The 20,473-nt window shown below is 62.6% G+C and carries 18 protein-coding genes; all 18 read left to right on the top strand.

Going from position 1 to position 20,473, the window contains the following annotated elements:
- Positions 1-76: 76 nt before the first annotated feature.
- Entirely contained in the window at positions 77-787 is a 711-nt protein-coding gene (locus GO707_RS05365; protein ID WP_114539451.1) for a response regulator transcription factor, read from the top strand.
- Positions 788-1,108: 321 nt separating this feature from the next.
- Positions 1,109-3,589, top strand: coding sequence for a molybdopterin-containing oxidoreductase family protein (locus GO707_RS05370; RefSeq protein WP_232325607.1), 2,481 nt, complete (start codon positions 1,109-1,111; stop codon positions 3,587-3,589).
- A gap of 14 nt (positions 3,590-3,603) precedes the next feature.
- A complete protein-coding gene (locus tag GO707_RS05375) occupies positions 3,604-4,266 on the top strand; it encodes a 4Fe-4S dicluster domain-containing protein (protein WP_041714674.1) in 663 nt (220 codons plus the stop codon).
- Between the two features lie 72 nt (positions 4,267-4,338).
- Positions 4,339-5,085: a TorD/DmsD family molecular chaperone gene (locus tag GO707_RS05380; RefSeq protein ID WP_198161019.1), complete on the top strand. Its 747-nt coding sequence runs from the start codon at positions 4,339-4,341 to the stop codon at positions 5,083-5,085.
- A gap of 10 nt (positions 5,086-5,095) precedes the next feature.
- On the top strand, positions 5,096-5,827 hold the full coding sequence (locus GO707_RS05385) for a hypothetical protein (protein WP_330039033.1): 732 nt from the start codon (positions 5,096-5,098) through the stop codon (positions 5,825-5,827).
- A 300-nt stretch (positions 5,828-6,127) separates the two neighbouring features.
- Positions 6,128-6,394 (top strand): type II toxin-antitoxin system Phd/YefM family antitoxin, encoded by a 267-nt coding sequence (locus GO707_RS05390; protein WP_157012427.1) that lies wholly within the window; start codon positions 6,128-6,130, stop codon positions 6,392-6,394.
- Positions 6,384-6,689: a type II toxin-antitoxin system RelE/ParE family toxin gene (locus GO707_RS05395; protein ID WP_157012428.1), complete on the top strand. Its 306-nt coding sequence runs from the start codon at positions 6,384-6,386 to the stop codon at positions 6,687-6,689. Before GO707_RS05390 ends, GO707_RS05395 begins: the two co-directional genes overlap by 11 nt.
- 170 nt (positions 6,690-6,859) lie before the next feature.
- Complete coding sequence (locus GO707_RS05400) at positions 6,860-7,915, top strand: polyprenyl synthetase family protein (RefSeq protein ID WP_157012429.1); 1,056 nt, start codon at positions 6,860-6,862, stop codon at positions 7,913-7,915.
- Position 7,916: 1 nt separating this feature from the next.
- Positions 7,917-8,819 carry a peptidoglycan-binding domain-containing protein gene (locus GO707_RS05405; protein ID WP_022740638.1) on the top strand — a complete coding sequence of 301 codons (903 nt, stop codon included), beginning with the start codon at positions 7,917-7,919 and terminating at the stop codon, positions 8,817-8,819.
- Positions 8,820-9,220: 401 nt separating this feature from the next.
- Entirely contained in the window at positions 9,221-10,507 is a 1,287-nt protein-coding gene (leuC, locus tag GO707_RS05410) for a 3-isopropylmalate dehydratase large subunit (protein ID WP_157012430.1), read from the top strand.
- A gap of 11 nt (positions 10,508-10,518) precedes the next feature.
- Entirely contained in the window at positions 10,519-11,019 is a 501-nt protein-coding gene (locus GO707_RS05415; protein WP_117284324.1) for a 3-isopropylmalate dehydratase small subunit, read from the top strand.
- Between the two features lies 1 nt (position 11,020).
- Positions 11,021-12,130 carry a 3-isopropylmalate dehydrogenase gene (gene leuB, locus GO707_RS05420; RefSeq protein ID WP_157012431.1) on the top strand — a complete coding sequence of 370 codons (1,110 nt, stop codon included), beginning with the start codon at positions 11,021-11,023 and terminating at the stop codon, positions 12,128-12,130.
- Positions 12,131-12,298: 168 nt separating this feature from the next.
- On the top strand, positions 12,299-13,615 hold the full coding sequence (hisS, locus tag GO707_RS05425) for a histidine--tRNA ligase (protein WP_157012432.1): 1,317 nt from the start codon (positions 12,299-12,301) through the stop codon (positions 13,613-13,615).
- 141 nt (positions 13,616-13,756) lie between these two features.
- Entirely contained in the window at positions 13,757-13,990 is a 234-nt protein-coding gene (locus tag GO707_RS05430) for a hypothetical protein (RefSeq protein WP_022740633.1), read from the top strand.
- 9 nt (positions 13,991-13,999) lie between these two features.
- On the top strand, positions 14,000-14,407 hold the full coding sequence (locus GO707_RS05435; RefSeq protein ID WP_157012433.1) for a type II toxin-antitoxin system VapC family toxin: 408 nt from the start codon (positions 14,000-14,002) through the stop codon (positions 14,405-14,407).
- A 177-nt stretch (positions 14,408-14,584) separates the two neighbouring features.
- Complete coding sequence (locus tag GO707_RS05440; RefSeq protein WP_302011339.1) at positions 14,585-16,690, top strand: Tat pathway signal sequence; 2,106 nt, start codon at positions 14,585-14,587, stop codon at positions 16,688-16,690.
- 289 nt (positions 16,691-16,979) lie between these two features.
- Complete coding sequence (locus tag GO707_RS05445) at positions 16,980-18,608, top strand: FAD-binding protein (RefSeq protein ID WP_157012434.1); 1,629 nt, start codon at positions 16,980-16,982, stop codon at positions 18,606-18,608.
- 352 nt (positions 18,609-18,960) lie between these two features.
- Entirely contained in the window at positions 18,961-20,379 is a 1,419-nt protein-coding gene (locus GO707_RS12715) for a helix-turn-helix transcriptional regulator (protein ID WP_114539435.1), read from the top strand.
- Positions 20,380-20,473 lie beyond the last annotated feature (94 nt).

A 20,473-nucleotide genomic window follows, 5' to 3' on the forward strand; every position in this document is an offset into this window, starting at 1 on the left:
GCGAGGGTGCCGGTCGGTAAGTGGCCGGCGCGGCGGCGCCCTGGGGCTGCGTAGCACGAGAGACGAGGAGGCGGCTGTGTACAAGGTGATGCTCATCGACGACGAGAAGAGCCTGCATATGGCCATCGAGAAGCTGCTCACGAAGAGCGGCTACGAGTACTGCGGGGCCACCGACGCCGAGTCGGGACTGGAGATGCTCGCCACCGAGAAGCCGGATCTGCTGCTTTTGGACGTCATGCTGCCGGGCATGAACGGGTTCGACTTGTGCACGCGCATCCGCGCCGAGGGCCGGCGCATCCCCATCATCTTCCTGTCGGCGAAAAACGATATCGTGGACAAGTCCATCGGGTTTCGGGCCGGGGGCGACGACTACGTGACCAAGCCCTTCGACGCCACCGAACTCATCCTGCGCATCGAGGCCCACATCCGCCGCCACAAGGACACCATCGAGTTCGCCCGCTGCACGGCCCGCGACGGATCGGTGACCATCGGCGACTTGGAGGTGCGCTTCGACGAGTACCAGGTACTTGTGGGCGGCCGGCCTGCGAACTTGACCACCAAGGAGTTCGAGATCGTGGCTTTCCTGGCGACGCATCCGGGCAAGGTGTTCACCCGCAGCCAGATTCAGGAGTACATCTGGGGCGAAGGAGAGGTGGACGCGCATTCGAACTCCATCACCGTGTTCGTGCGCAAGATCCGCGAGAAGATAGAGGAGAACCCCAGCGAGCCCAAGTACCTGCTGACCGTCCAGCGCGTCGGCTACAAAATGGCCGACACGTTGGGATAGCGGCGATTTCGGCGCGAGTTTTTCGGGTCGCACCGAGTGCCAAATCCTAAAGTAAAACGTCGCCAAATCCTAAAATGAAACGTCGCCAAATCCTAAAACGCCCTGATCGAAACCATTGCCGATTGGCGTCTTAATCTCCGGTTAAGGTCAGCTTAACGCAAAGCTTAGACGCGGCGTATCGCTATTAATCGGGGGCTTGGGCAGAATGGGAACATCGAAAAGTCCAACGAGGAGACTTTTCCTGCTCGAACGACGTGACGCTACGACCCCTCCCCTGCGTCGCGTCGTCCGAGCCCGCGAGGGAGAGAGAGGAGTCAGAACATGACCGAATCGAAAACGGGCATGAGTTTCTCGCGCAGAAACTTCATCAAGGGGGCGGCCGCACTGACGGCAACCGGCGCGCTTGTCGGTTGTGCTCCCGCCAAGGAGACGCTGGCGGAAACGGGCGAGGAGCCGGTGGAGGTTCCGGAGACCCAGATCTATGCGGGCGCATGCCGTGCCCAGTGCGGCCAGGGCTGCTATCTGAATGTTCATGTGCGCGATGGTCGCGTGGTTCGTACGACAGCGGGTCACTTCGATGACGGCCCCGAGTTCGATCGTATTTGCCCGAAGGGCCTTGTCCAGCCTGCTCGCGTGTACAGCTCCGAGCGTCTGCAGTACCCCATGCGTCGCGTGGGCGAACGCGGAAGCGGGGAGTTCGAGCGTATCACCTGGGATGAGGCGATTGCTGAGATCGCTGAGAAATGGAAGAGCTATCGGGAAGAGTTCGGCCCCACGTCCATTGCGTTCTTCTTGGGCAGCGGCAACACTGGTACGCTCGGCGGCGGTGCGCCGGAAGGTTCTGTCATGGCCCGACTTCTGAACGTCATGGGTGCGAGCCGGGTCCTGCCGGATCGCGATATCGCTACGCCGATGGCCTGGGCCTACATGTTCGGAGCTGGCCCCTACGGCAATCGCTCATCAGACGCCATCAACGCCAAACACCATGTGATTTGGGGTGGTGACACGGCAGTGTCACAGAAGCAGCTCGCTCACTTCTTCCTCGAAGCCCGTGACGCCGGCACTGAACTTGTTGTTATCGACATCGCTTATCGCACCATGGCCTCGAAGTCCGACTGGTTCATCCCTGTTCATCCGGCTACTGATGGCGCTTTGGCGCTCGGTGCTATTCGCGAGATCTTCGAGCAAGGTTGGGAGGCGACTGATTTCCTGCGCGACCACACCGAGGCGCCCCTGCTGATCAAGGAAGACGGTATGTTCTTGCGCATGAGCGATTTGGGCGTGGAGCCAACTGAGACCACTACTAATGCTCAGGGCCAAGAGATTCCCGTCGACCCGTATGTAGTGTGGGATGAGGCGAGCTCCAGCGCCGTGCCTCTGGCCCAGGCCACTAAGCCCGCGCTTGGCGGCGTGGCTCCGATCGAGGGCATCGCGGTGCGCACAGAAATGGAGATGATTCGGGAAGCTGTTGAGCCGTGGACGCTGGAGCACACTTCTGAAGTGACTGGTGTGAGCGTTGAGGACATTCAGCATCTCGCGCACCTTTACACGCAAGAAGGCGATGTTCAGACGGACATGAAGTTCGGCCTGAACCACTACAACAACGGCATGTACAGCTCGAAATGCGTCAATTCCCTCTTGCTCGTGTCCGGCCAGATGGGTCGGTCGGGTTCGGGTCTGTTCACCGGCGAGCCGAACTTTGGAGAGGGCAACGTGCAGGCCTGCATTACGATGCCGAGCGCCACGGGCGAAGTTCCCCAAGGCGTCGGCGCCATTCTCAACTGGACCGACTTCTGCAATAACATCGTGCCCACGGGCAAAAAGCTTGGCGAGGACTTCCCCATCAAGTCTTTCTATGCCTCTTGCACTAACGTTGTTTCGAATCAAACGGATCAGAACAAGACTTTGGAGCTCATGAACGCGATCGAGTTCATCGTCATCCAGGATATGACTATGAACGATACCGCGCTGTATGCCGATATCCTGCTGCCCGCTTGCCATTGGTTCGAGACCGAGGATTTGCGCGTGCGCTACTACTGCAACCCCTATCTGCTGTGGAACGAGAAGGTCGTCGAGCCGCTGTACGAAAGCAAGCCCGATTTTGAGATATACAAGCTCATCGCCGAGGCTATGGGGTACGGTGACTTCTTCCAGTTCACCGCCGACGAGTATCTGAACGTTGTCCTCTCCACCCCCTATGGGCAGGAAAAGGGGATCACCATCGACAAGATTCGCGAGAAGAATTACCTGCGCTGTGACAACGATCCCACTATCGCCTTCGAGGGCGGCGTTTTTGGAACCGCCACGGGACGCGCCATGTTTTACCGCGAGGCGCCGCAGCCCGATTACAATATGGGCCAGGAATTGGATTTGGAGAAAGAGAAGTTGTCCGTGTTCTGGGAGCCGGCTCGCGAGGCCGATCTCTCCAATCCCATTCGCGAGAAGTTCCCCTTCACCATTTGCTGTGAGCATATGCGCACCCGCGCTCATACTCAGTGGTACGACGTGGACTATCTGAAGGAGTTCGAGGCCGCGCCAGTTTGCCGCATCAATCCGGAAGACGCCGCCGAGCTCGGCATCGAAGAGGGGGACACCATTCGCCTCTACAATGATCGCGGTTCGGTCACCATGCTGGCTGTTCTTAATCCCGGTCAGCAGCGCAAAGCGGTTCATTGCCCGCGCAGCTTCCTGACCCGTGAGCACATTGACGGTGATCTTGCCCGCACGACCTTCAACGACTACAACCAGGCTTGCAGAAACCAGTCCTATTTCGACTGCGCTGTGGCCATTGAGAAGCTCTAGGGAGGCTGAGATAGATGACTCGATACGGAATGGCGATCGACCTTCGTCGTTGCATTGGATGCCAGGCGTGCGCTGCGGCGTGCAAAATGGCGAACAATCTGCCGAAGGAGCTGACGTACAACGTTGTGTACACCAAAGGCGATGACGATTTTGACAGCATTGGCACCGCCGTGTCGCGCGGCGCTCTTGCCAACGACAACGCTGGCGGCACCTTCCCCAATTGCACGCTGAACTTCCTGCCTATGCAGTGCCAGCATTGCGCGGAGCCTGCTTGCCTGAGCGCGTGCCCCACCGGCGCGACCCAGCAGCGAGAAGACGGTATCGTGTTCGTCGATACTGATCTGTGCATTGGGTGTGAGTCGTGCATCAAGGCTTGTCCCTACGAGGGTGTTCGCAGTTTGATTAGCGACAACCCTGAGTATTATCTTGAGGTTGAGGTCGGCGAGTTCGATGCGCCGCCCCATACGCCCGGCACGGTGGAGAAGTGCACGTTCTGTAAGAATCTCATCGATCGGGGGGAGGAGCCGGCTTGTATGCAGTTGTGCCCAGGGCGTGCCCGCTATTGGGGCGATCTCGATGATCCCGATTCTGCGGTATCGAAGGCTATCGAAGGTCGCGACTTCCATCTTATGATGGAGTCGGCGGGGACAAGTCCAAACGTCTACTACTTGAAGTAGACGCCGGCGTTAAGGCGGTACGTAAGGCGGGTGTCGATGGGTGCGGTGCCCGCCTCTTTGCAAGGAGGCTTCGTGGGTGCGGGAAATATGAGAGAGACGATCGGTTTGGCCGATGGCTGCGAGCTGATGGGTGCCTTGACGCGTTTTCCCGATAGCGATTTGGCTTTGGCCGTGACAAGTGGGCTGGTACGTGACGATGCAATAGGCTGCGCGCGAGATATCGTCTCAGAGCACGGCGACGGGCAAGGAGACGCTGTCGAGATACTCTGTGAAGGGTTCGGGTGCGTTGGGAACGAGGAGGTAGACGCCTTGTGCAGCGCCCTTCGACGAGCGTGGTCGCTCCTCTACGTTCGCCAGGGAAGCGGGGTGGCTGTCTTTCCCTACGAGAGCGCGTTTATCCATGTGCGTGCGGGCGTACCTGGGGAGCCGGCGCTGTTTCGCTCGGCGCTGACCCTGCGCGTCGAGCGGACTATGCGCGAGAGTGGCGTCCTCCCGAAGGATGCCGAGACTGAGCCTTGCGATAGCGTCTGGAACGAATGGGCGTTTCTTTCGTTTCTGATCGGCAGCGAGGCGAAGGCGCTGCGTGAGGGCGACGAGGAAAGCGCGGCGTTCTGGCGGGATCGGTCTGCGGATTTCGTTTGCGCGCACGTCTCCCAGTGGATGCCGGATTTCTTCAAGCGCACCGCCGAAGAGGTCGATCGTCTCGCTGAGGCAGGTAAGATCGATGTCGTAGCCAAGCGCTTCTATGACGCACTCGCTGCTTACGGGCATCTTCTGCTGGCCGCGCTCAATGAGCGCGAGGGCCTGCAACAAAGGTAAGGGGTAGTCCGTGACGTTTCTTGTGGTTCTCGTGGCGACTATTGTTGCTGTGCTCGCGCTGCGGCAGCCGTTGCATAAGTGGCCCGTGGCGTTCTACGCCCTGGCCGTGGTGGCGGATGTGGCGTATATCGCGGGTATTGAGGGGCTGCTGCCGCGCGCGGTGGCGAGTCCGCTCACGCTGCTTATGGGCAAGTGCATGCTGTCGCTGGCGCTGTTCGTGGTGGTTATGTACATCGGTGTGTTTGCGAAAGGCTCGCGGGTTCACCAGTGGCTGAAGCCGGTGCGTGCAGAGCTTTCCATTCTCGCGTGTATTTTGGCCTGCGGTCATATGGCGGTGTATCTGGCCTCCTATGCGCCGCGGCTTGGAGGCGCGCTGGGAGCGAACGTGCTGAGCGCTTTGGTGGTGGCGCTGGCGTTGCTCGTGCTCCTGCTGGTGCTCGGTGTGACGTCGTTCGGCTTCGTGAAGAAGCATATGCGCACGGATAGCTGGAAGCGCTTGCAGCGGTGGGCCTACGTGTTCTTCGGTCTGGTGTACGTGCACCTGATGCTGATGCTTGCGCCGGCCGCGAGCCGCGGTGGCGAGGCGGCGGTGGCGAGCGTGGCGGTGTACACGGTGGTCTTCGGCGCCTACGCCGTGCTGCGGGTGCGCCGCGCCCTCGTTGACCGTCGCGCCGGCGCAGCGATAAGCGTCTCGGACACTGCGCCTGTTGACGATTTCGAGACCGGAGATTGCGCCGCCTAGCTGCTGCGAACCGAATAGTCTCCCAAGAACGGGCCCTGGCGTTTTCAGCCGGGGCTCGTGTGGTTCATGATTGCGACGCGACTGCGGTCGGCGCGGGGAGCGAAACGGGACTTTCCCGCGTCATTTCTGCGGTTCGGCTCTGTTAGGCTCCTTTATTGAAAGAGCCAGCAAAGCGATTCCGAAGAAAGTTGGTGGGCAATGGGATATGGTGAGAGTGGTCTGGCAACGGGGGCGATGACGGGCGCCATGAAGCCTTTCGTGGATGTGGTATAATTAGGCCACGCTATGAAGGGAGTCTTTATGTCAGTGTGCGTTCCCGTAAGAAGCATGAAGAACACGGCCGAGTTCGCCGAACTCGTCGAGCGCGAGCGCGATGTGACCGTGACGAAGAACGGCTGCGAGGTATTCCACTGTCTCAGCGAAGAGCAGTATCGCGCTATGCAAGACGAGGTGGTGCGGGCACGCCTGCTGTCTCATGTCATGAGGGCCGAGCGCGAGTTGGCGGCGGGGAGTTATGACGACTACGATGACTTTGCTGCTGCGGTGAGGGAAGAATATGGCCTATAGGAAGGCCATATTGGCCGAGGCTCAGCAGGAGTACCGCGATATCGTCGGATATCTCGTCGGCGTGTTGCAGAGCAAGCAGGCCGCGCGGAATTTCATGGAGGAATTCGACAAGCAGGTGAGCCTCGTGGCGGAGAATCCCGAGTTGTATGGCCTTTCTCGCGTTCCTGAGCTAGCGGAGCTTGGTTACCGGCGCGCTCCTGTGAAGAACTATCTTGTGCTGTACAAGGTGGCGGATGGGCAGATAGTCGTCTGTCGCATTATCCATCGCTCGCGGGATTACACCCGTCTTTTGTAGGAAGTGCTGCTCGAATGCCCCTGCGGGAAGAAGTTGATTGGCGGCCGGCTGTTTGCCCTCGCCGTCAAATCTTACATTCTTGTCGGTGGGCTGATCGCGCGGTGCGGGGCCGTGAGCCCGTGGTATTATGGTTCGATGCTGAAACGACCGCCCTCTGGCAAGAAAGCGCTATGAAGAACATCTCAGAAATCCTCGCCAGCGTCGAAGAGACGCCCGTCACGTTCGAAGACTATTTGAAAGCTTATGCCGATCCGGTCGGGGAGCTGATCAACAGTTACATTCCCCATGGGACTCATGGGGATATGGATCGCTACCTGTACGATCCGCTCTACCATTACAGTGAGAACGCGGGCAAGCGCCACCGCCCGCTCATCTGCTTCGCGGCCTGCCTGGCCGTGGGCGGCGATCCCGATCGCGCTGCCACCGCCGCCGCGGCTATCGAGCATTTCCATTCCGCGGCTCTCATTCACGACGACATCGCCGACGAGGCCGAGCTGCGCCGCGGCGAGCCCTGCCTGCACCTCACCGAGGGGCTGGGGCTGGCCATCAACATGGGGGACTTGGCCCTTTCCATGGTGAACGGTCCGGTGGTGAACGATCCGCTTCTGGAGGACGCCGTGAAGGTGCGCGTCATCAAGGAGCTCATCGCCATGACCTGTCGCACGGTGGAGGGCCAGGCGCTCGATCTGGGTTGGGCCCGCGACGGCCGCTACGACATCACGCCCGAGGACTACCTCACCATGGCTATCCACAAGACGGCCCACTACTCGGGTGCTGTGCCCCTGGCCGTGGGCGCCATTGTGGGCGGCGCCGACGACGAGATCGTGGAAGCCCTGCGCAGCTACGGTCTGGACACGGGCCTCGCCTTCCAAATTCAGGACGATCTGCTGAACCTTGTGGGCACCGACGAGGCCAAGAAGAAGGACTTCCGCAGCGACATCACCGAGGGCAAGCGCACGCTGGTTGTGGTGCACGCCCTGCAGAACGCGGCGCCCGAGGCGCGCGAGCGTCTCGTCGAGATCCTGTCGTCGAAGGAGCGCGACCCGGAGGTGCTCGCCGAGGCCGTGGCCATCATGGAGGAGACGGGGTCCATCGATTACGCCCGCACCTTCGCCGAGGATCTGACGCTGAATGCCAAGGCGCGGTTGGCCGGGGCGTTGCCCCCTTCGCAGTACCGCGACTTGCTCGTATCCATGGCCGACTGGTTCGTGAACAGGTTGAAGTAACATGGAACCTATCAAGAGAAACGACACCGGCGCCGCCGTCGAGGACGTGCAGACGCGCCTGGCCCGCATCGGGCATCTTCCCGAGGACGCCATCACCGGCATTTTCGATGACGCTACCGCCGCCGCTTTGGCCGAGTTCCTCGCTGCCTCGGCGCTCCCGCCGAGCGAAGAGGTGACCGAGAAGGTGTGGGCGGCGCTGGTAGACGCCACCTACAATCTGGGCGACCGCACGCTGTATCTGCGCATGCCCTACTTCCATGGGCACGACGTGCTTGAGCTGCAACAGGCGCTGGGCGCGCTCGGGTTCTTCTACGGCACCCGCGATGCCATCTTCGGTGCTCACACCGAAGAGGCGCTCCGTCGCTTCCAGCTGAACTTGGGTTTGCCCTCCGATGGCATCGCAGGCGCCTACACCTATGCGGCGCTGCGCAACCTGGCCCACTCCTGGGTCGGCAAGGAGGCCACCCACAGTCCGGTGCGCCATTTGGGCTTCGCCCGTGCGGCCGATGTGCTCGAGCGCAACGCCGTGTGCCTGTTCGGCACCGATGAGTTCTCTCGGGCCGTGGCCTCGCGCATGTCGAACGTGGCTCAGGCCACCAATCCCGCCTCCAAGATCATCAGCGCCGACGCGCTCTCGGTACCGCCGGACGCGTCTATGATGCTCGTGCACGTGCTGCTGAGCGCGACGGACGCCGAGGCCGGGGTGCCGCTGGTGTCCTATGCGGAAGAGGATACGCTAGGGCTGCGTTTGGCCTCGGCCGTCGATGTGGCCCGCGACGCGAGCTGGCCCCGCGTGTCGGTGCTGCTCCCCGGCACCATGTGGCTAGAGGCCGGCCCGGAGCGCTCCGCCCAGCACTACGCCATCACGCTGCTCGACGCCCTCTGCTCCGCCTTGCAGGAGTAGACGACAGGTGACTTCCTGCGGGAGCCTATCGATTGCGCTTGTCGGAACTATCGCTATTGGAGATGCGGCATTTTCGGATTATCCGGACTAAATGCCAGTTCGACCCCGAAATGGTCGACCTGCGGGATGGAGGTGCGCCATTCCGGGCCTCAAGTGGCAGAAAAATGCCAGTTGAGGGCAGAAATGGCAGAAGGGGGGGATCGGGATCGGCCATTTCGGGGTCGAAGTGGCATTCGCGGGCGAAATCCCGAAAAGAGGGGTTTGAAAGACCCGGAAAAGGCGACGAGCGCTTTTGTGTGGAAATTACCGTGTTCGCGTGCGAGGAAACAAAGCGGAAAAGCGCGCGGTGCTACAATAGCCGAGTTTGAGAGTAATGTTTACCGCGCGCAAAGGAGCATCCCTTGACTCGTCCTATGACCATGGCGGAGAAGATTCTCGCCGCCCATGCGGGGCTGGATGAGGTGGAACCGGGCCAGTTGATCGAATGCGATCTGGATCTGGTGCTCGCCAACGACATCACGGCCCCCATCGCCATCAAGACCGTTCGCGAGATCACCGACAAGGTGTTCGATCCGACTAAGATCGCCCTCGTGCCCGACCACTACACCCCCAACAAGGACATCAAGTCCGCCGAGCAGGCCAAGATCGTGCGCGATTTCGTGCGCGAGCAGGGCATCACCCACTACTACGAGGTGGGCTGCATGGGCGTGGAGCACGCGCTTCTGCCGGAGCAGGGCGTCGTGGGCGCGGGCGACCTCATCATCGGCGCCGACAGCCACACCTGCACCTACGGCGCGCTGGGCGCGTTCTCCACGGGGGTGGGTTCCACCGATGCCGGCGTGGGCATGGCCACGGGCAAGGCCTGGTTCAAGGTGCCCGAGACCATCAAGTTCGTCATCAACGGCGAGCTGGCCCCCGGCGTCACTGGCAAGGACGTCATCCTGCACATCATCGGCATGATCGGCGTGGACGGCGCCCTGTACAAGGCCATGGAGTTCACGGGCAGTGCCATCGAGGCTATGCCGATGGACGAGCGCCTCTCCATTTCGAACATGGCCATCGAGGCCGGCGGCAAGGCGGGTCTCATCCCCGTGGACGACATCACCCGCGCCTACCTGGACGAGCGCGCCGAGCGGCCCTATACCGCCTACTATTCCGACGACGACGCGCAGTTCGCGCAGGTCGTCGAAATCGACGCCGCCGACATCGTGCCGACGGTGGCCTTCCCGCACCTGCCGAGCAACACGCGCCCGGTGGCCGAGGCTCGCGACGTGAAGATCGACCAGGCCGTCATCGGCAGCTGCACCAACGGGCGTCTCGCCGACATGCGCCAGGCCGCCGCCGTTCTCGCGGGCCGCACGGTGCATCCGGACGTGCGCTGCATCGTCATCCCCGCCACCCAGAAGGTGTACCAGCAGTGCATCGCCGAGGGGCTCATGGACATCTTCATCGACGCCCACTGCGCCGTGTCCACCCCCACCTGCGGGCCGTGCCTGGGCGGCTACATGGGCATCCTCGCTGCCGGAGAGCGCGCCATCGCCACCACCAACCGCAACTTCGTCGGCCGTATGGGCGACCCCACCAGCGAGGTGTACCTCTCCTCGCCGGCCGTGGCCGCCGCTTCGGCCGTGCTCGGCCACATCGGCCTTCCGGAAGATTTGGAAGCCGTCGCGGACGCGGCGGAGTAGGAGGAAGCCCCATGAAATTCAAGGGAACCGTGCACCGGTACGGGCGCGACATCGACACTGACGTCATCATTCCCGCCCGCTATTTGAACACTTCCGATCCGGCGGAGCTGGCGAAGCATTGCCTGGAGGATCTGGACACGGAATTCGTGAACAACGTGCAGCCCGGCGACATCATCGTGGCCGATGAGAACTTCGGTTGCGGCTCATCGCGCGAGCACGCCCCCATCGCCATCAAGGCGGCCGGGGTGGACGTGGTCATCGCCAAGAGCTTTGCGCGCATCTTCTACCGCAACGCCATCAACACGGGGCTGGCCATTATGGAATGCCCCGAGGCCGTGGACGCCATCAGCAACGGCGACATCGTGTCCGTGGATGCCGATGCGGGCACCATCACCGACGAGACCACGGGCGAGACCTTCACGGCCCAGCCCTTCCCGCCGTTCCTCATGGAGATCATCAACGCGGGAGGCCTCGTGCCCCGCTGGCAGAAGAAGCTCGGAAAGGACGCGTAGCATGACGACTACCTACAAGATCTGTTTATTGGCCGGCGACGGCATCGGGCCGGAGATCATTGCCGAGGGCGTGAAGGTGCTGAACGCCGTGGGTGCGAAGTACGACACCGCCTTCGAGTACACCGACGCGCTCATCGGCGGCGCGGCCATCGATGCGACGGACAATCCGCTGCCCGAGGCGACGCTGGATGCGGCCCGTGCTTCCGACGCGGTGCTGCTGGCTGCCGTGGGCGGCCCTAAGTGGGACACCACCGATCCTGCCGCCCCGCGTCCGGAGCAGGGGCTCTTGGGCATCCGTAAGGAGCTGGGCCTGTACACCAACCTGCGTCCCGTGCAGATCTTCAACGCTCTGGCCGACGCCTCCACGCTGCGTCCGGAGATCGTCGACGGCGTGGACATGATGATCGTCCGCGAGCTTACCGGCGGTTTGTACTTCGGTCGCCGCGAGCGCTTCTACGACGAGCCGGCCGCCGGCGTGAACGGAGCGCCGGGCCAGCGCGCCTACGACACGCTGGAGTACTCCGAGTACGAGATCGAGCGCATCGCCCGCCAGGCCTTCGAAATCGCCCGCAAGCGTCGCGGGAAGGTGACGAGCGTGGACAAGGCCAACGTATTGGAGACGAGCCGCCTGTGGCGCGAGATCGTGCACCGCGTGCACGACGCCGACTACGCCGATGTGGAGTTGGAAGATTTGCTGGTGGACAATACGGCCATGCAGCTCATCAACCGCCCCGCCGATTTCGACGTGGTGGTGACCGAGAACATGTTCGGTGACATTCTCTCTGACGAGGCCGCCCAGATCACGGGCTCGCTGGGCATGCTCGCCAGCGCTTCTTTGGGCGACGGCGCGGCCCTGTACGAGCCGAGCCACGGCAGCGCGCCGGACATCGCCGGGCGCGGTATCGCCAACCCGCTGGCACAGATCCTTTCCGTGGAGATGATGCTGCGCTACAGCTTCGGCATGGGCGAGGCCGCCGACGACATCCGCCGTGCCGTCACCGAGGTGCTGGATGCCGGCTGGCGCACCGGCGACATCAAGGACGCCGAGACCCCGGCCGACAAGGTTGTGGGCACCGCGAAGATGGGCGACTTGGTGGTCGAGCACCTGTAGCGCCTCGCCCGTTTCGTCGGCCTGTCGGCTCGCCGCCATCGCCGCTGGGATTAAACTTGCAAAACCATTGGGAAAGGGCGGCCTGCGGGGTCGTCCTTTCTGCGTTACAATACCCGAAGTTTCACTTACCAGGGCCGCAAAGCCCCGTCGACGAAAAAGGATATCACCATGGCCATTAACGCTCCCGAGGGGACTCGCGATCTTCTGCCCGACGAGGCGCTGTTCTGGAATCAGTTCAAGCAGACGGCGGCCGAGGTGTTCGGCACCTACGGGTATCTGCCCATCGAAACGCCCATCATGGAGCAGACCGAGCTCTTCGTCCGCGGCATCGGCGAGGCCACCGATGTGGTGTCCAAGGAGATGTTCACGGCCATTTCCGGTGAGAATCTGCGTCGCTGGGTGGAAGAGGGGAAGGCCCCGAAGGCGAAGAGCCGCCTGTCCTTGCGCCCCGAGGGCACGGCCGGTGTGGTGCGCGCCGTAGTGCAGCACGATTTGGTGCCGCAGGGCGCGGCCCCGGCGAAGCTCATGTACGCAGGCCCGATGTTCCGCGCCGAGCGCCCGCAGAAGGGGCGTCAGCGCCAGTTCAATCAGGTGGGTGTGGAGTGCCTGGGCGCCGAGGAGCCTACGATCGATGCCGAAGCCATCATCATGCTCATGTGCTTTTACGAGAAGGTGGGCATCCCGCGCGATTCCATGCGCCTTCTGTTGAACTCCATGGGCTGCGAGCAGTGCCGTCCGGCCTACCGCGAGCTCGTGCGCGCCTACATGGACGAGCACGCCGACGAGCTGTGCGACACCTGCATGACGCGCGCCGAGGTGAATCCGCTGAGGGCGTTCGACTGCAAGAATCCCCAGTGCGCGGCCATTATGGCTGACGCGCCGAAGATCACCGACCACTTGTGCGACGAGTGCCGCGAGCACTACGATGCAGTGAAGGCTCTGCTCGATGGCGCCGGGGTTGTTTACGAGGAGGACTACAAGCTCGTGCGCGGGCTGGACTACTACACCCGCACGGTGTTCGAGGTGCAGGTGGACAACGGCATGGGAGCCCAGAACGCCATCGGCGGCGGCGGGCGCTACGACAAGCTGGCCGAGGAGGTGGGGGGCCGTCCCACACCGGGCCTCGGCTTCGCGCTCGGTTTCGAGCGCTGCGTGCTGGCCCTGGAAGCGGCCGGCGTGGAATTCCCGCGGGCCCAGAAGTGCGACCTGTTCGTGGCCTGCGTCGACGATTCCGTGCGCGCCCGGGCCTTCGCGCTCGTACAGGAATGTCGCGACGCCGGCTTCACGACCGAGATGGATCACCAGAAGCGCTCGCTGAAGAGCCAGTTCAAGCTGGCCGACAAGCTGGGTGCGGCCCGCGTGGCCGTCCTCGGCCCCGACGAGTTGGATGCGGGCGAGGTGACCCTGCGCGACATGGCCACCCACACCGAGGCCAAGGTGCGCCTGGAAGAAGTCGTCGGCGAGCTAGGTCGCGCGATTTTGTAGGAACTTTTTCGCTCTGCTTTCTGGCGTCAAAGAGGGAGCTGTCGATGCGGCGATGCGTCGACAGCTTTTCCTGTTTCTTCGGGTTTGACAGCAAGTATAGCTGCAAGTATACTTGAATTGCAAGTATACAGGAGGTGCGCTATGCCGCAGTTGTCTTTGTATCTGGATGAGCCGACCATGGAAATGCTGCGCGAGAAGTCGTCGCGGGCGCATCAGTCGATGTCGAGGTACGTGACGGGGCTCATTCGCGAGAGTGGGGAAGGGCGCGGCTGGCCGTCAGGCTACTGGGATAACGTCTACGGCTGTCTGAAGGATCCGACGTTCGTTGTCCCCGAGGAAGAGGGAGACCTCGACGAGATCGTTCTGTTCGCGTAAGGGGCCGTCATGTATTTCTTCGACTCCGATGTGTGCATCGAGATCATGCGGGGCCATCTGCCGCGGGCCCAGGAGATCATGCGGAAAAGCTCGCCGGATCTGTTCGGCGTGCCGGCTATCGTCGAGGCCGAGCTGCTGTACGGGGCCGAGAACAGTAACAATCCCGAAGAGGGCCGCTATTTTGTAGAGAGCCTCTTGTCGCCGCTGCACATCATTCCCTTCGATTCCCGGTGCGCCGCCTGCTACGCGCGAGTCCGGGCCGACTTGAAGCGGCGCGGTTGCATAATCGGGCCGAACGATCTGCTGATTGCCGCGACGGCCCTTGCCCATGGCGCGACGCTCGTTTCGAACAACACGAGGGTGTTCCGGCGTGTCGAGGGATTGCTTCTGGAGTTGTGGGCGGAGGTAGACTTTTAAGGTCGCAGTGAAGAAAATCTTCAGGCCCGTGGTTTTCTTTCGGGTATTTGACGGGTTGGGTGTTGGCGCGGGGCCTTCCTGTATAGTGTCACGAAACCTTTTGTGGGGCCAAAGGGGCTCCGGGAGATGCGAGGTCGCCGCGCGGTGCGCTGCGGCCGATAAGAGAGGATGAGTTACGTGGCACAATCTGGTTTGGATTCGCTGCTTGAGGCGTTGCGCCAGTCGGGTATGAACACCGATGGCGTGGGCTCGGGCGCCGGTGCGTCGGATTCGGCGTCGTCCGGGCCGCAGACGCCGGGCTCCGGCTCGGGCGCCGGCGCGGGAGCGTCGGGCTCGCGCGGCGGTGTGGGCGGCTTTCCCTTCGGAGGCTTCGGCGGGTTCGGGGGTGCGGGCAACGGCGGCGGTCGCGGCCATGGCGGCTCCGGCTCCGGTTATGGCGGCGATGGCGGCCATGGTGGCCCTACGGTCGATTTCGAGTTCCTCGCCAACGACTTCCACCTGCCTTCTAAGAAATGGCTGGCGCTCATCATCGTGCTGGCGCTGCTCGTCATCGCCGGTGCCTACTGGTGGTTCCATCCGGCCATCAACATTCACTCCACGGACTTCTGGGGCTTCGTCTTCATCGTTATCCTGCTGCCGCTGTTCCTCGTTTTCTGGATGCGCTCCAAGCAGTACAAGACGGGCACCAAGGAAGTGACGAAGAACGAGGGTAAGGCGAAGACCTTCCGCATTCTGTCCTTCGTGCCCGTGGCCGTGGTGGCGCTCGTGGCCATTGGCGCCCTTATGTCCATGGCGATCTTCCCGGGCAATGCCGAGAAGTATTCCAACGTGCTGAAGACCGACACGCTGGAGTTTGCCCAGGACATCAAGGAAGTGAACTATTCGGAGATTCCCGTCATCGACCGCGATTCCGCCATTTTGCTGGGCAACCGCGAGATGGGCTCCATCCCCGAGTACGTCAGCCAGTTCGAGGTGTCGAACCTGTACTCGCAGATCAACTACCAGGGCACGCCGGTTCGCGTGAGCCCCTTGGGCTACGCCGACCTGTTCAAGTGGTTCACCAACCGCGAGGGCGGCATCCCGGCCTACGCGCTCGTGAACATGACCACCCAGGACGCCGAGATCGTGCGTCTGGAAGACAGCCCCATCTATTACTCGCAGTCCGAGCCGCTCGTGCGCAACATCGACCGCCACGTGCAGTTGTCCTACCCCTTCTACATGTTCGGCGAGAAGTCCTTCGAAATCGATGAGGACGGCCACCCCTGGTGGATCTGTCCCGTGAAGGATTTCACCATCGGACTCTTCGGTGGCGAGACCATCAGTCGCGTGGTGCTGTGTGACGCCACCACCGGCGAGACCCAAGACCTCGCCGTGGCCGACTGCCCCGAGTGGGTCGACCGCGTGTTTCCCGCCGAGCTGCTCATCCAGCAGTACAACTGGTGGGGGGCCTACAACAACGGCTGGCTGAACTCGTTCCTCGGCCAGGAGGGCGTGGTGCGCACAACGCCCGGCACCGACGGCACGCTGGGCTACAACTACATCGCCAAGGACGACGACGTGTGGGTGTACACCGGCGTCACCTCGGCCACGGCCGACAACTCCATCATCGGCTTCGTGCTGGTGAACCAGCGCACCCAGGAGTCGCACTTCTACAGCGTCTCGGGCGCCACGGAGGACTCTGCCATGCAGTCCGCCGAGGGCCAGGTGCAGAACTTGCGCTACACCTCCACGTTCCCGCTGCTCATCAACGTGTCGAACCAGCCGACCTACTTCATGGCCCTGAAGGACGGCGCGGGCCTGGTGAAGAAGTTCGCCATGATCGACATCCAGCGCTACCAGAACGTGGCCGTGGGCGATACGGTGGCCGACACCCAGAAGGCCTACGAGGCGCTGCTCGCCACCAACGGCGTGGTGGCCGAGGGCGAGGGCGGCGCGACCGATGTGGTGACGGTGAAGGGCACCATCCGCTCCATGAATCAGGCGGTCATCGAGGGCAACACCCACTTCTACCTGACCGTGGAAGGGGAGGACGGCTCCATCTTCGATTTCGCGCTGCCGGGGCTGCTGGACATCGTCGGCTATAAGGTGGGCGACGAGATCAACTTCACCTACGTGGAAGCTGCCGGTTCCAACGTGAGCCCGGCCTATGAGATTCTGGGCGAGGGCGGCAAGGCCTCCGAGAACGCCTCCGGCGAGCCCGAGGACGATGTGGTGCAGGATAACGGGGCCGCCCAGACGCCTGCCGACGTTGCTTCTGGCGAGGACACCGAGAAAGTGGCCTAGGGGCGCTTCGGAGCCAACGTAATTCTTAAGGTTTAAAGCGAGCGGGAGCAATCTCGCTCGCTTTTGTTTTCCCAGGTCAACATGAAGGTTTATAGGAGGGTTTAAAGCTTTAAACTTCTTTTTCCCGCTTGGTCGATGCGTGGATTTGCCAAGGCGTCCATAGTGCGTGGTGCAGCGAGGGAGCTGCGGCGGCGAAGCGAAAAGCTTCTCCGCAAACCAACGCAGCACGGACGCTGCAACCGAGCTTTCAGAGAAGCTCGGCGTCACGAGTGAGGGAAAGGGACCCATCATGACCAACGGAATGAATGTTTCTCGCCGCGACCTGTTCAAGTTCGGTGGCCTGGCCGCCATCACCGCTGCCGGAGCCGGCGCGCTCGCGGGCTGCGCTCCCCAGCAGAAGATGGCGAGCACGGGCGCCGCCGCTGCCGAGGACGGATCTACCTACGTGGGCCCGAGCTTTTTGCAGAAGCCGGCCGAAATCACCGAGTTCGACGAGGAGCACACCTACGATGTCGTGGTCGTCGGCGCGGGCGAGTCGGGGCTTTCCGCCATGCACGCCGCCCTGGAGGCGGGCGCTACGGTGGGCGCGCTGCAGAGCCTCTCCATCGTGCAGACCGCCGGCAACATGGGCGCTTCCATCGATTTGACGAAGACGAACGAGGCCGGCATCAAGGCGGTGCTGTCCTTCATCAACTACAAGAGCGACTACCGCGCCAACCTGGGCCAGGTAGAGACCTGGGCCCGCAACTCCCAGGAGGCGCTGGCCTGGTGGGCCGAGGCTGCGGCCAAGGGCGGCAGCGAGTCGAAGCCCTACGACTACACGGTGAACTGCAACGGGCATGAGGTGTTCTTCCATGCCAACACCTACTTCCATGACGAGGGCCATCAGAAGGGCGCGCTCGTCATCGGCGACGCCGTGCAGGCCGAGGGCGCCGAGATCTTCTTCGAGACCCCCTGCGTGCAGTTGCTCGTGGAGGACGGCCGCGTGGCGGGTGCCATCGGCGAGACCAAGGACGGCGCTCATGTGCTGCTGCGTGCCAACAAGGGCGTCATCATGGCCGCCGGCGACTATGTGGGCGATTCCGAGATGCTGTACTACTACACCCCCGACGCGAAGGGCCTGCATCAGGCCGTCGACTTCCGCAACGGCACGGGCCTGAAGGCCGCCATGTGGGCCGGCGCCCAGATGTGCCCCGCCTCTCACACCAAGATGGTGCACGGCGAGGGCCCGAAGGTGCGCTTCGAGATGCCGTATTTGTTCCTCGACCGTCACGGCAAGCGCTTCATGGACGAGGGTTGCTGCCGCATGGGCTATCTGAACGAGTTCACCAACAAGTACCTGGCCGAAGTCGATTTCGCCGAGTCCACGGCCGCCAAGTTCTTCTCCATCGTGCCCACGAACTGGGAGGAGCACTACGATGCCTGGAAGGACTTCTCCGACATCTCCATCCACAACGCCTACCGCAACGTCGATCCCGAAGCCTGGATCAAGGGCGACACGCTGGAGGAGCTGGCCGAGGGCATGATCGCCTACGCCGACGAGGAGGGCTGGGCCCACGACTACACCGTGGAGGCCATCGTCGAGTCCATCAACCGCTACAACGAGCTGGTGGCCGCCGGCAACGGCGATGAGGACTTCGGCAAGCGCGACGAGTATATGGTGCCGATCGAGGCCCCCTGCTACGCGGTGCCGCGCGGCGCGAACAACATCGACGCCCTGGTGGACGGCCTGTGGTGCGACGGCAACTTCCAGTGCCTGGACGTCGACATGAAGCCGATCGAGGGCCTGTTCGCCGTCGGAAACGCTTCCGGTCCCTTCTTCGGCAACAGCAACTACCCCATGGACATCGAGGGCCTGTCGGTGGGCCGCGCCATCACCACCGGCTTCGCCACGGGCCGCTACGTCGCCGGCCTGTAGACTCGCTAACGGCGCTTTTCTCACCCTCCCTCTGAGCCGACGCCCCTCACCGGGCGTCGGCTTTGCCGTTTCCGCCGAATTGGGGACGTGGAAAAAGCGGGACTTGCCACGGATTGGGACTTCTGGAAAATGTGGGGCATGTTTTCTGGGAATAATTTCGAGTTGTTAGACATTCGGTTCCCTGAGGATGGCCTGATTTCGTCGAAAGAGGAGCTCGGAAAAGACTTTCCGCCTTTTGAAAGACAAAAAGCGCAGTTAGGTTCAGGCGTAGACAGAGGATATGTCTAACAACTCGAAATTTCTGCCATAATAGACGGGCGAGATTGACACGAGGGTTGCAAAGGGGCTGAGTGTGAAGAGCGAGAATGCGGAAGATCGTCGGGCGCTCTTGAGGGGCGGGCGGCGCTACGTCTGCGCTTACGGGTGCGCTCGGGCGTGGGCGACGCTGACGTTCACGGGAACGTCGGGCGCGGGCGTGCTGGGCGCGCCGTCGAGCGACTTCGATTCTCACCTCACGTTCGACATCGCTTTCATTGCCGTCAGCATTCTCGTGGTGCTGCTGTTCCGGCGTCTGGTGCCCCTGAACGAGAATCGCGTGGTGAAGGCGGTCTCCTCCGGCTGTATGGCGGCTGCATCGCTGCTGTGCGTGGCGACTGCCTGGATCCCGGGGGCGTCCTTGGGGCTCATGGTCGCGGGATCGCTGGCGGCGGGCGTGGGCTATGGTCTCTTCCTGCTGCTGGCCGCGGAAGTGCTGGCCACCTTCAGTCTGTTGCGCATCTTCCTGTTCCTGTCGGGCGCGATGCTTCTAGGCTCGGTCATCACGTTCTTCTGCGAGGGGCTTGTCGGCCTTCAGGCCCAGGCCATGCTCGTGCTTTTGCCTCTGCTGGCGACGCTGTGCCTGCAGGGCGCCTACGAGCATGTGCCTGCGGCCGATCGTCCCAAGCGGGGCGTGCCGAAGTTCTCCTACCCGTGGAAGCTGTTCGTGCTGTACGGCCTGTACGCCTTCGCCTACGGCATGCGGGCGAACCAGCTGGTGGCGGGCGCGGGGAGGCACTCGTCGGCCTCGACGTTCATTCTCATGGCGGTGCTGTTCGCCACGGCCTATTTCGCGTCGAAGCGGTTCAATATCGGGCTTCTGTACCGATCTCCCGTGGTGCTCATGGTGTGCGGCTTTCTGCTGGTGCCGGCCGAGAGTCTGTTCGGCACGGCGGCGTCCAGCTACCTCATCGCCATCAGCTACTCGCTCATGTCCTTCCTCGTGATGTTCCTGCTGTTCGACATCGCCAAGCGCTTGGGTGTGGCTATCGTGGCGTTCATGGCCATCAAGAACGCCGAGCAGTTGCTGCAGCTGGCTGGTGGCGGCGCCACCGATGCGCTGGGCATGCTCGGGCTGCCGGCGTCCACCGAGGCTCTGGCGGTGACGGTCATCGTGTCGGTACTCATTTTGGCGGCCACGGTGCTGCTGTTCTCCGAGAAGGAGCTGGCTAGCAAGTGGGGCGTGTCCATCCTGGAGGAGGGCGGCCTCGTGCAGCGCACGGCCGAGGAGGAGCGCGCCGCCGAGCGCGTGGAGGAGCTCTCGCGCACTTACCGCCTGAGTCCGCGGGAGCAGGAGGTGCTGGCGCTTCTGGCCGAGGGGAAGACCGGCCGCGTCATTCAGCAGGAGCTGTTTATCGCCGAGGGTACGTTCAAGGCCCACACGCGCCACATTTACGAGAAGATGGGCATCAACTCCCGCAAGGAGCTGTTCGAGCTGCTGGGCCTTCGTTCGTAAGCAACTGCAGGTTGCTGCTGATTGGGCTGCGCAGGCTGCCGCTGGCCGGGCTGCGCAGGCTGCCGCTCGCGCGGGTTTTTTGAAGAGGGGAGAA

This window comes from Adlercreutzia rubneri, from assembly GCF_009755265.1.
GTDB classification, from domain to species: domain Bacteria; phylum Actinomycetota; class Coriobacteriia; order Coriobacteriales; family Eggerthellaceae; genus Adlercreutzia; species Adlercreutzia rubneri.

Bases quoted from the DNA above. Each gene is read 5' to 3' on its own strand.
- GO707_RS05445 (WP_157012434.1), top strand. From the start codon at position 16,980: ATGACCAACGGAATGAATGTTTCTCGCCGCGACCTGTTCAAGTTCGGT.
- leuB (WP_157012431.1), top strand. From the start codon at position 11,021: ATGACGACTACCTACAAGATCTGTTTATTGGCCGGCGACGGCATCGGG.
- hisS (WP_157012432.1), top strand. From the start codon at position 12,299: ATGGCCATTAACGCTCCCGAGGGGACTCGCGATCTTCTGCCCGACGAG.
- GO707_RS05415 (WP_117284324.1), top strand. From the start codon at position 10,519: ATGAAATTCAAGGGAACCGTGCACCGGTACGGGCGCGACATCGACACT.
- GO707_RS05390 (WP_157012427.1), top strand. From the start codon at position 6,128: ATGTCAGTGTGCGTTCCCGTAAGAAGCATGAAGAACACGGCCGAGTTC.
- GO707_RS05400 (WP_157012429.1), top strand. From the start codon at position 6,860: ATGAAGAACATCTCAGAAATCCTCGCCAGCGTCGAAGAGACGCCCGTC.
- GO707_RS05395 (WP_157012428.1), top strand. From the start codon at position 6,384: ATGGCCTATAGGAAGGCCATATTGGCCGAGGCTCAGCAGGAGTACCGC.
- GO707_RS05430 (WP_022740633.1), top strand. From the start codon at position 13,757: ATGCCGCAGTTGTCTTTGTATCTGGATGAGCCGACCATGGAAATGCTG.
- GO707_RS05405 (WP_022740638.1), top strand. From the start codon at position 7,917: ATGGAACCTATCAAGAGAAACGACACCGGCGCCGCCGTCGAGGACGTG.
- GO707_RS05370 (WP_232325607.1), top strand. From the start codon at position 1,109: ATGACCGAATCGAAAACGGGCATGAGTTTCTCGCGCAGAAACTTCATC.
- GO707_RS05375 (WP_041714674.1), top strand. From the start codon at position 3,604: ATGACTCGATACGGAATGGCGATCGACCTTCGTCGTTGCATTGGATGC.
- GO707_RS05435 (WP_157012433.1), top strand. From the start codon at position 14,000: ATGTATTTCTTCGACTCCGATGTGTGCATCGAGATCATGCGGGGCCAT.